The 14529-nt window shown below is 64.8% G+C and carries 13 protein-coding genes; 8 read left to right on the top strand and 5 right to left on the bottom strand.

Annotated features, from left to right (window positions below; all coding sequences use genetic code 11):
- Positions 1 to 157 precede the first annotated feature (157 nt).
- From EZM81_RS15935 to EZM81_RS15920, 4 genes are all read left to right on the top strand, one after another.
- Positions 158 to 838, top strand: coding sequence for a glutathione S-transferase family protein (locus EZM81_RS15935; protein WP_135450331.1), 681 nt, complete (start codon positions 158 to 160; stop codon positions 836 to 838).
- On the top strand, positions 835 to 1500 hold the full coding sequence (locus tag EZM81_RS15930) for a glutathione S-transferase family protein (protein WP_240784126.1): 666 nt from the start codon (positions 835 to 837) through the stop codon (positions 1498 to 1500). The genes EZM81_RS15935 and EZM81_RS15930 overlap by 4 nt, the downstream gene beginning before the upstream one ends.
- Positions 1500 to 2879 carry an L-serine ammonia-lyase gene (locus tag EZM81_RS15925; RefSeq protein WP_136646388.1) on the top strand — a complete coding sequence of 460 codons (1380 nt, stop codon included), beginning with the start codon at positions 1500 to 1502 and terminating at the stop codon, positions 2877 to 2879. The genes EZM81_RS15930 and EZM81_RS15925 overlap by 1 nt, the downstream gene beginning before the upstream one ends.
- Positions 2880 to 3051: 172 nt before the next feature.
- Positions 3052 to 3984, top strand: a complete 933-nt coding sequence (locus EZM81_RS15920; RefSeq protein WP_248298247.1) for a DMT family transporter — start codon at positions 3052 to 3054, stop codon at positions 3982 to 3984.
- Here the strand turns inward: EZM81_RS15920 and EZM81_RS15915 are convergent.
- Complete coding sequence (locus tag EZM81_RS15915) at positions 3944 to 4627, bottom strand: thiamine diphosphokinase (protein ID WP_136646387.1); 684 nt, start codon at positions 4625 to 4627, stop codon at positions 3944 to 3946. The two genes, EZM81_RS15920 and EZM81_RS15915, sit on opposite strands and share 41 nt — an antisense overlap.
- Positions 4628 to 4763: 136 nt before the next feature.
- On the opposite strand from EZM81_RS15915, the gene EZM81_RS15910 reads away from it, so the two are divergent.
- Positions 4764 to 6908, top strand: a complete 2145-nt coding sequence (locus EZM81_RS15910) for a hypothetical protein (RefSeq protein WP_136646386.1) — start codon at positions 4764 to 4766, stop codon at positions 6906 to 6908.
- Positions 6909 to 6926: 18 nt separating this feature from the next.
- Here EZM81_RS15910 and EZM81_RS15905 read toward each other — a convergent pair whose 3' ends face one another.
- Positions 6927 to 7169 (bottom strand): DUF2842 domain-containing protein, encoded by a 243-nt coding sequence (locus EZM81_RS15905; protein WP_135450350.1) that lies wholly within the window; start codon positions 7167 to 7169, stop codon positions 6927 to 6929.
- Positions 7170 to 7204: 35 nt separating this feature from the next.
- Entirely contained in the window at positions 7205 to 8497 is a 1293-nt protein-coding gene (locus tag EZM81_RS15900; protein WP_136646385.1) for an adenylosuccinate synthase, read from the bottom strand.
- Positions 8498 to 8904: 407 nt separating this feature from the next.
- On the opposite strand from EZM81_RS15900, the gene secG reads away from it, so the two are divergent.
- The 3 genes from secG to EZM81_RS15885 all read left to right on the top strand — a co-directional run bounded on the left by secG (position 8905) and on the right by EZM81_RS15885 (position 12225).
- Complete coding sequence (gene secG, locus EZM81_RS15895; protein WP_136646384.1) at positions 8905 to 9312, top strand: preprotein translocase subunit SecG; 408 nt, start codon at positions 8905 to 8907, stop codon at positions 9310 to 9312.
- A 149-nt stretch (positions 9313 to 9461) separates the two neighbouring features.
- The gene (locus EZM81_RS15890) at positions 9462 to 11105 is read left to right on the top strand and encodes a CTP synthase (protein WP_135450336.1); all 1644 of its coding nucleotides are present in this window, start codon (positions 9462 to 9464) and stop codon (positions 11103 to 11105) included.
- Positions 11106 to 11301: 196 nt separating this feature from the next.
- The gene (locus EZM81_RS15885) at positions 11302 to 12225 is read left to right on the top strand and encodes a porin (protein ID WP_136646383.1); all 924 of its coding nucleotides are present in this window, start codon (positions 11302 to 11304) and stop codon (positions 12223 to 12225) included.
- A 285-nt stretch (positions 12226 to 12510) separates the two neighbouring features.
- Here EZM81_RS15885 and EZM81_RS15880 read toward each other — a convergent pair whose 3' ends face one another.
- On the bottom strand, positions 12511 to 13926 hold the full coding sequence (locus tag EZM81_RS15880) for a Do family serine endopeptidase (RefSeq protein WP_136646382.1): 1416 nt from the start codon (positions 13924 to 13926) through the stop codon (positions 12511 to 12513).
- A 94-nt stretch (positions 13927 to 14020) separates the two neighbouring features.
- Positions 14021 to 14521: an Hsp20/alpha crystallin family protein gene (locus EZM81_RS15875; RefSeq protein ID WP_135451163.1), complete on the bottom strand. Its 501-nt coding sequence runs from the start codon at positions 14519 to 14521 to the stop codon at positions 14021 to 14023.
- Between the last annotated feature and the right edge of the window lie 8 nt (positions 14522 to 14529).

The raw sequence follows: 14529 nt of genomic DNA, 5'->3' as shown, positions 1-14529 counted from the left end.
GGATGGAAGGAAACACAATACCGCAAGCCTGTCCTTGCGGTTCCGGAAACGATCCTGGCACCGTAGGCATCCGATATGTGCGGAAGAGAGTCGCTTTTTGCCCAGCGAGCGGCGATGACTTGGAGCAGCTTCGCCGCAACCAGGGCCTGCGAAACCGATGTACACGCTGCACTACGCACCAGACAACGCCTCGCTGATCATCAGGCTCGTCCTCGATGGTGCCGGGCTGCCCTATCGCACTGTTCTGCTGGACCGCTCCCGCCGCCAGCAGGACAGCCCCGAATACCGCCGTCTGAACCCGACCGGCCTGATCCCGACCCTTGAAACCCCGCAAGGGCCGATCTCGGAAACCGGGGCGATCCTCTTGTGGCTGGCCGATACCCACCAGCTGGGGCCTGCGCCAGGTCATGCCGACCGGCCGGTGTTCCTGAAGTGGCTGTTCTTCCTGTCGAACACCGTTCACGCCGACCTGCGGATGGTCTTCTATCCGCACCAGTATGCCCCGGCCGACACGCACCCGGCCTTTCACGAGATCACGACCGCGCGCCTGAAGCGCCATTTCGCCTTGATCAACGACGCCGCCACCCGCCACCCGGCGCTGTTTGCCCCGGCCACACCACTTGGCGCCTATGCGGTCACCTTAAGCCGCTGGGCGGCGCTCTACCCGCCGGAAAGTCCGCACTGGTTCGATCTGGAGGTGTTCGACGCCCTGCGGGCGCTTGCACACGGTCAGGAGGCCAGGGTCGAGACACCCGTCATCGCCCGGGCCGAGGGTCTCGGCGCCCACCCATTCACCCGCCCCGAACAGCCCAACCCCCCGGAAGGCTCCGTCCTGTGACCCTGATCCTGCACCACGCCCCCGACTTTGCCTCAACCATAGTGCGTCTCGCGCTGGAAGAGCTGGAGATGCCCCACGTCATCGCTCTGGCCGACATCGACGGCGGCGCGCTGGCCAGCCCGGAATATCGCCGGGTCAACCCGGTTGGCCTGATCCCTGCGCTGGAAACCGAACACGGCCCGATCTTCGAGACCGCCGCGATCCTTCTGTGGCTGGTGGACCAGACCGGCCGTCTCGGACCCGGGCCCCGGGATCCCGACCGGGGCGCCTTCCTGTCATGGCTGTTCTTCACCTCGAATGCGCTGCATCAGGCGGCGCTGGCGATGTTCTACCCGCATCGCCCGGCCGGAGAGGCGAATACCGAGGCTGCCCAGGCCGCCGCACATGACCAGATCATCGCACGGCTCGGCCTGATCGAAACCATGGTGGCCACCCAGTCGCCGCGCTGGCTGTCGCCCGACCATCCGGGGGTGCTGGGCTATTACATCGGCATCCTAGTACGCTGGCTGATCCTGCTGCCTCCGCCGCCCTACGGTCTGGACCTGCGGGACTTTCCCGCGCTGAAAGCCGTGCTTGCCGCACATGAATCGCGCCCTGCCGCCCTGCGCGTGGCCGCCGCCGATGCGCTTGGCCCCACCCCCTTCACCAACCCGAGGCCCTGATGTTCCTGTCTGTCTTCGACATGTTCAAGGTTGGCATCGGCCCGTCATCTTCGCACACGATGGGGCCGATGGTCGCCGCCAAGCGCTTTCTCGACTTGATGCGCGCATCGCCCTTCCACTTTCACGGGCTGCGCGCCTCGCTGCACGGCTCGCTTGCCTTCACCGGCGTCGGCCACGCCACCGACCGCGCGACGATCCTGGGGCTGGCCGGATTCGCGCCCGACACCTACGATGCCGAAAAGGCCGAAGCGGCCCTGGCACGCATCCGCGAGACGAAGCGGATAGAGCCTCCAGGCCTGCCCTCACTGCATTTCGATCCGGCCAAGGATCTGCATTTCGACTTCGGCCCCGCGCTGCCGGGCCACGCCAACGGCATGATCCTGAAGGCAACCGACGCCCAGGGTGACGTGATCCTTCAGGAAACCTATTATTCCATCGGTGGGGGCTTCGTGCTGACAGAGGCGGAACTGGCCGAGGCCGGCGGCGCCAAGGCGCGGGCCCGGGCCGATGTGCCCTACCCCTTCGAGACCGCCGCCGAGATGCTGGAGATGGCCCGCGCCTCCGGCCTGTCCATCGCGCAGATGAAACGGCAGAACGAGCTGAAGTTCCGATCTGCTGACGAACTTGACCGAGGCATGGCCCGGATCTGGGAGGTGATGAACGCCTGCATCGACCGCGGCATGAAGGGCGAAGGCATCCTGCCCGGGGGCCTCAAGGTGCGCAGGCGCGCCAAGGGCATCCACGATGCGCTGATTGCGGAACGCGGGCTGAACCTTACACCGCCCCATACGATCAACGACTGGATGTCGCTTTACGCCATGGCGGTGAACGAGGAAAACGCCGCCGGCGGTCAGGTCGTCACCGCTCCTACGAATGGCGCGGCCGGCGTCGTTCCGGCCGTGATCCGCTACTGGCTTGACCACGTTCCCGGCGCCTCGCCGGCGAAGATCGGCGATTTCCTGCTTACGGCTGCGGCGATCGGGGGCCTGTGCAAGCACAACGCCAGCATCTCCGGCGCCGAATGCGGATGCCAGGCCGAGGTGGGCAGCGCCGCCGCCATGGCCGCCGCAGGCCTGTGCGCGGTTCTGGGCGGGACGCCCGAGCAGGTGGAGAACGCCGCTGAAATCGCGCTTGAACATCACCTCGGCATGACCTGCGACCCGGTCAAGGGCCTTGTGCAGGTGCCCTGCATCGAACGGAACGGCCTGGGCGCGATCAAGGCGGTCTCGGCCGCGTCGCTGTCGCTTCGGGGTGACGGCAAGCATCTGGTCAGTCTCGATGTCTGCATCGAGACGATGCGCCAGACCGGCCGCGACATGCACGAGAAATACAAGGAAACCAGCCTTGGTGGCCTGGCCGTGAACGTCCCGAACTGCTGAGTGCGAAAGGAATTGCCGTCGGGACATGCCTTCGGGGTGTCCGGGCGCGTTGGCGGAAGCCGCCAGGGAATGCGCTCTTGGCCCGTGGCACGACCGTTCTTCCCTCAAGTACCCGCCGATGCGATGTCGCTTTCAGGCTGGAAGCGGACGCGGCGCCAAGCTAGGCAGAGCCATGACCCGGGATATGACCCTTCGCGGCATCCTTCTGATGCTGCTGTTCTGTGCGATTGCGCCGCTGCTGGATGTCTCGGCCAAGCTGGCGGCCGAAGGCGGCATCCCTGTCGGCCAGATCACCACCGGCCGTTTCATCGTCCAGGGGCTGCTGATGCTGCCCATCGTCCTGATGATGGGGCTGTCTCTTGCGCTTACGGCACGTGCGCTTGCCTTCTCGGTCCTGCGCGCCTTCTTCCTGATCCTGTCCACCTTTTCCTTCGTATCGGGCATCGCCGTGATGCCCGTTGCCGACGCGCTGGCCATCGCCTTCGTCGAACCCTTCATCCTGCTGATCCTGGGATCGCTGATCTTCGGCGATCAGGTCGGCCCGCGCCGGATCGTAGCCTGCGCCGTGGGCTTCGGCGGGGCGCTGCTGGTGATCCAGCCCTCGATCCAGGTCTTCGGCCTTGTCGCGCTATGGCCGCTGGGCACAGCCTTCTTCTTCGCCTTCTACATGCTCGTGACCCGATCGATCTCTGCCTTCATGCATCCGGTCGCCATGCAGTTCCACACCTCGTGGACGGGGCTTCTGATGTGTCTGCCGGTGATGATCTTCGCCGAAGGTTCGGGCATCGGCCCGCTCGACCCGGTCTGGCCCGAGGGGCTGAACTGGCTTTGGCTGGTGGGCGTGGGCTTCTGGGCCTCGGTCAGCCACATGTCGATGACCTATGCCCTCAAATACGCGCCCTCTGCCACGCTGGCACCCCTGCACTATTCGGAAATCGTCGTCGCCGTGATCCTGGGCTACCTGATCTTCGGCGACTTCCCCAACGCGATGACCTGGACCGGGATCGCCATCATCGTTTCGTCGGGCCTATACATCATCCACCGCGAACGGATGTCGGCCCGTCTCAGGGCGCGGACGGCCGAGGCGCTGACCGCAGCGCCCTGATCGCCGCGTCCAACCGGCGGCGGGGCAGGATGACCAGCATGCCGGGCACATCGAACTCCAGCACGACCCGCTGCGCCACGACCCGGTTCGAGGTGCCGATCATGCCGTCCGGCGCGAAATCGATTCCGTGAATCGGCCACTCGAGCCCTGCGCTGATACCGGTCACCTTTGTCATGGGAAACAGCGACAGCGGCTCGCCCGGTGCCATGTCCAGTTCCAGCCGCGCAGGGGCGGCAAAGACGAAATCCTTCGGACCGATCAGGATGCAGATCCGCTCTATACGGGCAATCAGCGTGGACATCGCGGCCAGGCCATGATCCAGCCGTGCCCCGGCAAACCCCAGCGCAAGGATCAGCGGCGCCGACACGGATCGCAGGGCCTTGTCGAAGTCGGTCGTGACCTGCTCTGCCACAACATGCTGACGTTCACGGGGAATCCGGGATCGCGCTGCATCGGAAAGCGAATCGAAATCGCCGATCACGGCCTCGGGCATGACGCCCAGTTGCAGCAACCGGTCAGCGCCGCTGTCCGCAGCCACCGGCACCGGGGCGCGGGACAGGCACATCGACAAGTCTCGGCGCCCGAACGGCCCGCCACCCGCAAGGGTAATTCCCCGGTCCGTCTGGACAATCGGCGGCTTCATGAAAGACTGTCTCCAATTAAGGCAGGATTCTCGGTGTCCGGCCACAATCAATTCATTAAATTACCCACGTCTGTCCATGCATTGGGGCGCGGTGCGGGTAGAATGTTCCGCAGACCAGGCGAGAGGCTGTCCAGTCATGACCAGTGAAAGCAAGATCCTGACAGTGTCCTACGGCACATTCAGCTGCACGCTGGAGGGTTTCGATGACCCATTCGACACGATGAAGGCAATCGCCGAATATTTCCGCGACCTTGCGGCCGAAGATCGGTATTTCGGGGCAGAACCGCCGCAACCGGACGCTGCCATGCTGCACCGCATCGCCGAACGCGAGGTTTCCCGCCTTGTGGACGCCAAGGTGCGCGACACCGGCGTAACCCTTCGACCGCGACCCGAACCAGAAGCCGAAGGCCCCAAGGCACGAATCACCGGCCGCCCGCGCCTTCCGCAGGAAGGCGCTGCACCGGCCCCTGCGGCCAAGGTCGCCGAACTTGCAGCTGTCTCAGCCGAACCCGCATTGCAGGAAATCATCCCCTCCGGCGTGGCGGCCAAGCTTGCGCGCATCCGTCAGTCAGTTGATCCCCGGTCGATCACCGCCCCCATGGCCGAAGAGGCGCTGGCACCATTCGTGGCCGCCGGCGACGATATCGAAGCGGTGGATCTGACCGCCGATCTTGCGGCCGATGCCGGCAGCGACATCCTCGGCCGGCTCGGCACCCTGCTCCACGCCCCCGACGAAGGAACGACCGGGCAGGCCACAGAGGAACCTGCGGGGCAGGCAGCCGGAAACGCCTCGTCTGTTGACAGCTGGCTGGTCGAAACCGACGAGGCGCTGCTTCTTTCGGACGTGTCCGATGCTGTTCAGTCCGCCGATCTGCCCGATGTCGAACCCGTTGCGACGCCGGCAGTAACACCGTCCGCATCTGACGAGACGGGGATTGCCGCCAGCCTTTCAGAGGAGCCGGCCGAAGGGCCTGCCGGAACCGTGGCAGAGGCCGGTTCGATCGTCGAAGACATCCTGCCGGAGGATTCCCCCGAGACGCCGGCAACCCTGGACGTGGCCTTGCTCGAGGATCCGCTTGCCGAAGCCATGGCGGATGGCACGGCGTCAGGCACAGATGATGTGCCTGCCCAGTCCACCGATCTTGCGCAAACGATCACCGCGACAGAAGAGGCGCCCGCCCTTTCGCAGGCCGCTGCCGTTGGCGAGGATACAGGCCTCGGCAGCAGCGCAGAACCGGATGAGACCGAAGCCTCGCCCGACCAGGACGTTGCGCACGCCGGGGCGAAACAGGCCGGAAAGGCAAGGCGGGTCAACTCGCGGGTGGTGCGCATCCATCCCGGCGATGAAGCATCCGAGGAAGCAAGCGCAACCCGCACCGTCAAGCCGGACGGCGAAGATGCCGAGGTGGCACGCCTTCTTCGTCAGGCCGATGATGTCATGGCCGAAGAAGGCAACCGTCGCAGGCTTGACTCGATCGCCCACATGAAAGCTGCCGTCGCGGCGACCGAGGCGGACCGCGCCGCGACCGGAAAGCCGCCGAAGCCCGATGCGGAAACCAGGCTGGATCCCTACCGCGATGTCCTTGCACAGGTGGTGCAGCCCGATCCCGAACCTTCCGCAGCCGACACGACCAACGTCAAGCCACGCCGAAAGACCGTGTCGGTTCGCCCTCAGGAGACCCGCCCCGGCACGATCCGTCCCGGCATGGTCAGCCCGCCGCCACTGGTTCTGGTGTCGGAACAGCGCATTGACCGCATCGATGCGCCGCCGGCAACGCCCGCACCGGTGCCGGGCGCACAACCCGCGGCGGATGCGCAGCCAGCGGCTGGCGCACGATCCGGACGCCTGACCGGCGCGATCGGCGTGGGCGCGGCCATGTCCGGCACGATGATGCCGCAACAGAAGGTCGTGCTGGAACAGCCAGCCCGGACCGGCACCACCGACTTCGACGACGAAGAAGACCTGGACGAGGATCTGCCCGAAGTGCATGAGGCAGGGCTTGCCAGCTTCGCCGACATGGTCGGCGTCAAGTCGATGACAGACATGCTGGAGGCTGCCGCTGCCTATGCCACCTGCGTCGAAAAGCGCGAGCAGTTCACCCGGCCGCAACTGATGCGCCGTCTGATGGCCAGCGCCGGGGGCAAGCCGGTCAGCCGCGAGGAAGGTCTGCGAAGCTTCGGCACGCTTCTGCGCACCGGCCGTATCGAAAAGGTCAGCCGTGGTCAGTATGCCTTGGCCGAACATTCGCCCTACCTGACCGAAGCACGGCGTCTTGCCTGACAGGGCAGCAGGCCGGTATCAGGCGGACGGGTCGTTCCCGTCTGCCTTTGCATCGGGGTCGGCTTGCCCGATACCACGAAAGATGAACCGGAACGGCAAGGCCCAGAGAAAGCCCAGCCCCACATAGATCGCCAGTTCGACCGGAACCGAAGGCCGCTCGATCAGGTCGATCAGATTGACGGCCACCACCACATAAATCGGCATTCCGACCAGCAGGATCACCAGAGCCCAACGCTTGCGGGCCTTGTAGCTGAGAGCCATGTTCATCCTTCCGAAAGGGCCGTCAACCCCCGCCGTCAGTCGGCGAAGGGGTCGGTCACCAGGATCGTGTCGTCGCGTTCGGGCGAGGTGGACAGTAGCGCGACCGGGCACTGGATCAACTCCTCGATCCGTCGCACGTACTTGATCGCCGCGCCGGGCAGCTCTGCCCAGGACCGCGCCCCTGCGGTGGTTTCGGACCAGCCTTCCATCTCTTCGTAGATCGGCTTGCAGCGCGCCTGTTCTTCGGCGGCGATCGGCAGGTAATCCAGCCGCTGCCCGTCCAGATCGTAGCCCACACAGATCTTGAGCCGCTTGAACCCGTCCAGCACGTCAAGCTTGGTCAGCGCGATCCCCGACACGCCCGAGGTGGCGCAGGTCTGCCGCACCAGCACCGCGTCGAACCAGCCGCAGCGGCGCTTGCGCCCGGTCACGGTGCCGAATTCGTGCCCGCGTTCGCCAAGCCGCTGGCCGTCCTCGTCATGCAGTTCCGCCGGGAACGGACCTTCGCCGACCCGCGTCGTATAGGCCTTGACGATGCCCAGCACGAAGTCGATGGCCGTCGGCCCCAGCCCCGTCCCGGTCGCCGCCTGCCCGGCGATGGTGTTGGAAGAGGTAACATAGGGATAGGTGCCATAGTCGATGTCGAGAAGCGAACCCTGCGCCCCCTCGAACAGGATGCGCTTGCCCGTCCGCCGCGCTTCGTTCAGCACCTTCCACACCGGGCCCGCATAGGGTTTCAGCCTGGGCGCGATCTCAAGCAGCTGTGCCTTCAGCTTTTCCGGATCCACCGGGTCAAGCCCCAGACCGGCCCGCAGTGCGTTGTGGTGGGTCAGCAACCGCCCGATCCGAAGATCCAGCGTCGCCGCATCGAACAGGTCCGCCACCCGGATCGCCCGGCGACCGACCTTGTCCTCATAGGCCGGACCGATCCCGCGCCCGGTGGTGCCGATCTTTGCCACCGAAGTCTGCGCCTCGCGGCCCCGGTCCAGCTCGCCGTGGATCGGCAGGATCAGGCTTGCGTTTTCGGCGACCATCAGGTTCTCGGGCGTGATCTCGACCCCCTGACCGCGCAGCTTCTCGATCTCGGCCACCAGATGCCACGGATCGACGACCACACCGTTGCCGATCACCGACAGCTTGCCCGACCGAACGATGCCACTGGGCAGCAGAGACAGCTTGTAGACCGTGTCGCCGATCACCAGCGTATGCCCGGCATTGTGCCCACCCTGGAACCGGGCGATCACGTCGGCGCGCTCGGACAGCCAGTCGACCAGCTTGCCCTTGCCCTCATCGCCCCACTGGGCGCCCACCACGACGACGTTGGCCATCTTCTTCCCCGAGTCTGACACAAACCATGCGGGGTATAGCGACCGGCAAGCGGGGGGGAAACCCGGAAATCGCCGAAGAGGTTCAACAGGCAATCGCGCGGCGATGTCCACCGCCCGGCGAACTAAGGCGCGGCGCCGGGGTCCAACTCTGGGATCAGACCCGCGAACCCGGCCCTTGACCGTCTGCCCGAAGCTTCCCTTCATCGGCCATGATTTCCGGTGGATACTTCGACCGATGGAACCGCCGCGTTTCGCGGACGGGCCAGCCGCGCAGAATTGACGGCCGCACCAATCCGGCACGGATCGATGCCCTGTCAGTTTGCGCCCGGGTCGGTAGGGGCAGGGCAGAAGGCTTGCACAGTCTCCCCCTTCCGCCTAGATAGGCGCGTCAGCCGCTGGAGCGCCCCTTGGAAAACGTCGTCCTCACCATCCACCTGATCCTTGCCCTGCTGCTTATCGGCGTCGTGCTTCTTCAGCGCTCGGAAGGCGGCGGCCTAGGGATTGGCGGCGGTGGCGGTGCGATGTCGGCCCGCGGACAGGCGACGGCTTTGACCAAGCTGACCTGGCTTTTTGCGATCTGCTTCATCATCACGTCGATCACGCTGACAATCCTGGCCACGCGCGGGTCCAACCAGGGATCGGTCGTCGATCGCGTTTCAACCGAGGCTCCGGCAAGTCAGACTCCCGCGACGGAGGCCCCTGCCCTGCCCCCGGGCCTGACCGGCGACCTGCTCCCGCCGAAGGTGGGCGATGCACCCGCAACAGCGCCCCGGGCCGACGAACCTGCCCCGGCCGGACAGTCAGGGACGCCCTGAGGCCACAATCTGTGGTTCCGACCACCGTGATGCCCGCATCATCTAGCGGCGGGCGTTGCCTATTCTGACGGGAGCGGATATACCTCAACTCCCGTGGTGCCGCGATTCCACCTGGCCCGAATCGCGTTTGATACACGGGAGGCCCGGCCTTGGCGCGATACATCTTCATCACTGGCGGCGTGGTTTCCTCGTTGGGCAAGGGTCTGGCCTCTGCTGCCCTTGGGGCGTTGTTGCAGGCACGCGGCTATACCGTGCGGCTGCGCAAGCTTGACCCCTACCTGAATGTCGATCCCGGAACGATGTCGCCCTTCGAGCATGGCGAGGTCTTCGTCACCGACGACGGGGCGGAAACCGACCTGGACCTCGGCCACTATGAACGATTTACCGGGGTGCATGCGCGGCAGACCGATTCCATCTCCTCCGGCCGGATCTATTCCAACGTGCTGGAGAAGGAACGGCGCGGCGACTATCTGGGCAAGACGATCCAGGTCATCCCGCACGTCACCAACGAAATCAAGGACTTCCTGAGGATCGGCGACGACGAGGTCGATTTCATGCTGTGCGAGATCGGCGGCACGGTCGGCGACATCGAGGGCCTGCCCTTCTTCGAGGCGATCCGCCAGTTCATCCACGAACGCCCGCGCGGCCAGTCGATCCTGATGCACCTGACGCTTCTGCCGTATCTTTCGGCCTCGGGCGAACTCAAGACCAAGCCCACCCAGCACAGCGTGAAGGAACTGCAAAGCATCGGACTTGCGCCCGATGTCCTTGTCTGCCGCTCGGAGCATCCGATCCCTGACCGCGAACGGGAAAAGATCGCGCTGTTCTGCAACGTGCGGAAAGAGGCGGTAATCCCCGCCTACGACCTGAAGACCATCTATGAGGCACCCCTTGCCTACCACCGCGCCGGCCTTGACCAGGCGGTGCTTGACGCCTTCGGCATCACGCCGGCACCAAAACCCAACCTCGCCCGCTGGGAAGACGTGATGGACCGCCTCACCCACCCCGAGGGCGAGGTGCGCGTGGCCATCGTCGGCAAGTACACGCAGCTGGAAGACGCCTACAAGTCGATCGCCGAGGCGCTGACCCACGGCGGAATGGCAAACCGCACGAAGGTTCGCGCCGAATGGATCGATGCCGAGATCTTCGAACGCGAAGATCCCGCGCCCTGGCTGGAGCGCTTTCACGCCATACTTGTCCCCGGCGGCTTCGGCGAACGCGGGACGGAAGGCAAGATCAAGGCTGCCCGCTATGCCCGGGAAAAGAAGATCCCCTATCTCGGCATCTGCCTTGGCATGCAGATGGCAGTGATCGAGGCCGCTCGCAACCTGGTGGGTCTGGCGAATGCGGGGTCCGAGGAATTCGATCACGAGGCCGGCGAAAAACGGTTCACTCCGGTTGTCTATCACCTCAAGGAATGGATCCAGGGCAACCACACCGTCCGCCGCAAGGCCGATGACGCCAAGGGCGGCACGATGCGGCTGGGGGCCTACACCGCCAACCTGAAGGAAGGGTCTAAGGCGGCGCAGGTCTATGGGACAACCACGATCGAGGAACGCCACCGCCACCGCTATGAGGTGGACATCCAGTATCGCGACCAGCTTGAAAAATGCGGCCTGATCTTCAGCGGCATGTCCCCGGACGGCCGACTGCCCGAGATCGTCGAGGTGAAGGATCACCCCTGGTTCATCGGCGTACAGTTCCACCCCGAGCTGAAGTCAAAACCCTTCGCCCCGCACCCCCTGTTTGCCGATTTCATCCGGGCCGCAGTAGAGGTGTCGAGGCTGGTCTGAAGGCAGTGTCGCGAGGCACGGCCATTAGTCCACCCGGCAGGGCAGCGGTTTGGCAGGTGATGCAAATCTGGTACAGGGTTTGCCAAGCTGTCGGGTGCAACCGATCCCAAGGTTGCGAACGTGCGGGCGGCCTCTCAAAAAGTTAATATACAATAACCCGCCAGATAATTCTGGCGCATAAACTGAGAGGCATACAATGACAGGCAAGCTTTTCTTGTGTTTTGCAGCGATTTCGGCACCCACGCTGACCGCAGCGCAGGACATCTCATTCTCTGGCGCGGCAACTCTTGGTCTTGGTTTCCACGACCTTTCTGATATCTCGCAGGATATCCGGACCAACAGCCTTGAAGGGCGACTGGACTTTACCTTTGAGAGCGGGTTCACTTTCGGCGTCGATGCAGGCCATGTCGGCGTCAAGATCGACGACGTTCCCTTCGACCTTAGCGCCGACTTCGTCGGACTGCGTGGGGGCTACGGCTTTGCAAGTGGCGTGTCGCTTGGGCTTTATCACGAGCAGCTGAACGCTGGCGCGGATATCCTGCCGATCGACATTTCGCTGAAATCGACCGGGGTCACAGCCGGCTACCAGATGGAAGGTCTGGAATTCGGTGCCTTCGTTGGCCAGTCGAAGACAAGTCCATCGCTCAGCCCTGATATTGATTTCGAGGATTTCGGGCTTACGGCGAAATACTCCGCTGTCGCAGGCCTGACACTGGGTGCGGCCTTCCTGCGGACGACCATCGACACCCCCGGCATAGACATCGATCTGGATTTCGCAGGCCTCGCGGCAAGCTATTCCGTGAGTGACCAGATTTCGGTCTTCGGTGGTGTCAGCAAGACGTCCCTGGACCTCATCGAGGCCGACGCAACGACCATGGGTCTTGGCCTGGGCTATGCCCTGCCCGAAATGGGCGGTGTCAACTCGACCGTGTCGCTGGAACTGGCGCGGACCGATCTGTCGGTGCTTGGCACCGACGTCGGCAATATGGACACGATCCGACTGGGTCTGACGATCCCGCTTGGCTCGAAAGGGACGGAAGCACCGCTGAACAGCGTTGCAGATTCGGTCTTCAACCCGCGTCACAGCGCGATCAATGCCGGCCTGACCTCGGCGTTCTGAGCGGTCTGCGCACAAAACAAACGGGTGGCGCTGACATGCGCCGCCCGTTTTCAACTTGCCCGCGCGGCGATGGCCAGTGTCATCTCCGGCCCCGCGACCATGCCGACGCCAACCTAGGCCGGGCCCGCCATGCCCCGGAGGATCAGACGGATGCACCAGCCTGTTCATCTGGTGCACGAGACCGGGTGATGTGCCTGCGCCGTCGGCGCTTGCCTTTTCTGCCTCAGCTACAGCGCAAAGTCCGGGGGGAACACCGCCCCGCAGTCCGTGCAGGGCGGTGCAGCTTCAGCGCGGCAGGATCACGAACTGCTCTCTGCCGTCACGCCAGACCAGCAGTGCCACCGCGTTGCCTCGCGATGCATCCAGCGCGGCGGCCAGATCCTCGGGCGTGGCAACCGGACGCCGGTTCACCGCCAGCACCACGTCGCCCGGGCGGATGCCGGCACGCTCTGCCGGGCTTTGCGGGGCGACCGACACGACCGATAATCCTTCGACCAGGCCATAGCCGGGCATGTCCGGGCCAAGTGGGCGCAACAGCAGACCGGAAAGTTCGACTTCGCCACCCGCGCCGGATTGAAGGGTCGCGCCCCCTGCCCCCAGCTCATCAAGTCTGGCGGCGATCCGCAGACGCTCCTGGCCGCGCAGCACGTCCAGGGTAACCTCGTCGCCCGGCCGCTTCATGCCCACCCGACCGCGCAGATCGGCCGAACCGCGCAGGGTGTGGCCGTCGATCGACAGGATCACGTCGCCTGCGCGCAATCCAGCCTTGTCGGCGGCGCTGCCCGGCTCGACGCTGCCGACCACAACCCCTGCTTCGGCATCCAGCGCCATCGCCTCGGCCAGATCAGGGGTCAGATCCTGGATCGCCACCCCCAGCTTGCCGCGGCTGACGGCACCGTGTTCGACCAGCTGTTCCATCACGGCCAGTGCCATGTTGACCGGGACGGCAAAGCCGATGCCGACATTTCCGCCACCATTCGGCGCGATGATCGCAGTGTTGATACCCACAAGCCTGCCGTCCAGCGTGATCAGCGCGCCACCGGAGTTGCCGGGATTGATCGAGGCATCGGTCTGAATGAAATCCTCGTATCCCTGCGGGTTGATCCCCGACCGCCCCAGCGCCGAAACAATGCCAAGGGTCACGGTCTGGCCCAGGTTGAAGGGATTTCCGATCGCCACGACATAGTCGCCCACCAGAAGCTGATCGGAATCCCCCGGTTCGATTGCGGTCAAACCCTCGGACGGAACCTTCAGCACGGCGATGTCGGTTGCCGGATCGGTGCCCACAAGTTCTGCCGTCAGGCTGCGCCCGTCGCGCAGTCCGACGCGAATTTCGGTCGCATCGGCGATGACGTGGTTGTTGGTCAGCACGTAACCCTTTTCCGCGTCCACGATGACGCCAGATCCGGCGCTCATCTGGCGTTCGACGGGTCCTTCGGGCGGAACCGGCGGCAGGAAGGGCGCAAAGAACGGGTCACGGAACAACGGGGTCGTCGCGGCCGGTCGTTCCGAAAGGACCGATATGTTAACGACGGCTTCAGCCACCCTGCCGATCACCGGCGCAAGCGTGGGAATGCCGCGAGCATCGGCGTCGAAGTTGCCCGACGGCAGCGCCGGCACCTCGGCGACTGCCGCGCTTACCCCAAGTGACAGGGCGACCAGCGCGGCCCGACCGCGCGCGAGGAATGTTCGGGATGACATGCCAAACTCCTGATGATGCAGAACGAAAAGGGAAAGTCACGTCTTGGAAGAACGGGGGGCGGGCGCCATGGCGGCGTCCGCACCCAGCGCCGGATCATCCGGCCTTGACCTCGATATGCTTGACGCGGGCCTGTGCCTCGGGTGTCTGCGGCAGACGCACGGTCAGCACGCCGTTCTTGAAGGTTGCTTCTGCCTTCGACCCGTCGGTTCCGGGCGGCAGCGGGATCGTCCGCCAGATCGCGCCGTAGCTGCGTTCGGAGAGGTAATAGCCCTTCTTCTCCTCCTGCCGCTCGATCTTCTTCTCGCCCTTCACGGTCAGCAGGTCGTCGGTCACAGTGACCTCGACATCCTCCATGCTCATGCCGGGCAGCTCGATCGAAATTTCGATCGCATTGTCGGTCTGCACAACGTCCGACTTTGCCTCGGAATGGCCCCAGGGCCAGTCGAGGTCACCGAAGGACTTGCCGAAGCGGTTCCAGAACCCTTCGAAGACCTGGTTCATTTCGCGTTGCAGGACGGCGATGGGGTTGTCCTGCGTTTCGGGGCGGGCGGGTTCGTCCTTGCGCGCCCAGGGAATCAGATCCTTGATCTTCATCACAATCC

It is taken from the genome of Tabrizicola sp. YIM 78059, from assembly GCF_004959785.1.
Classification (GTDB): domain Bacteria; phylum Pseudomonadota; class Alphaproteobacteria; order Rhodobacterales; family Rhodobacteraceae; genus Tabrizicola; species Tabrizicola caldifontis.
The sequence above is the reverse complement of the archived record's forward strand: the minus strand, read 5'-3'. Positions and strand labels throughout refer to the sequence as shown.

Bases quoted from the DNA above. Each gene is read 5' to 3' on its own strand.
- EZM81_RS15935 (WP_135450331.1), top strand. From the start codon at position 158: ATGTACACGCTGCACTACGCACCAGACAACGCCTCGCTGATCATCAGG.
- EZM81_RS15925 (WP_136646388.1), top strand. From the start codon at position 1,500: ATGTTCCTGTCTGTCTTCGACATGTTCAAGGTTGGCATCGGCCCGTCA.
- EZM81_RS15920 (WP_248298247.1), top strand. From the start codon at position 3,052: ATGACCCGGGATATGACCCTTCGCGGCATCCTTCTGATGCTGCTGTTC.
- EZM81_RS15915 (WP_136646387.1), bottom strand. From the start codon at position 4,627: ATGAAGCCGCCGATTGTCCAGACGGACCGGGGAATTACCCTTGCGGGT.
- EZM81_RS15910 (WP_136646386.1), top strand. From the start codon at position 4,764: ATGACCAGTGAAAGCAAGATCCTGACAGTGTCCTACGGCACATTCAGC.
- EZM81_RS15905 (WP_135450350.1), bottom strand. From the start codon at position 7,169: ATGGCTCTCAGCTACAAGGCCCGCAAGCGTTGGGCTCTGGTGATCCTG.
- EZM81_RS15900 (WP_136646385.1), bottom strand. From the start codon at position 8,497: ATGGCCAACGTCGTCGTGGTGGGCGCCCAGTGGGGCGATGAGGGCAAG.
- EZM81_RS15885 (WP_136646383.1), top strand. From the start codon at position 11,302: ATGACAGGCAAGCTTTTCTTGTGTTTTGCAGCGATTTCGGCACCCACG.
- EZM81_RS15880 (WP_136646382.1), bottom strand. From the start codon at position 13,926: ATGTCATCCCGAACATTCCTCGCGCGCGGTCGGGCCGCGCTGGTCGCC.
- EZM81_RS15875 (WP_135451163.1), bottom strand. From the start codon at position 14,521: ATGAAGATCAAGGATCTGATTCCCTGGGCGCGCAAGGACGAACCCGCC.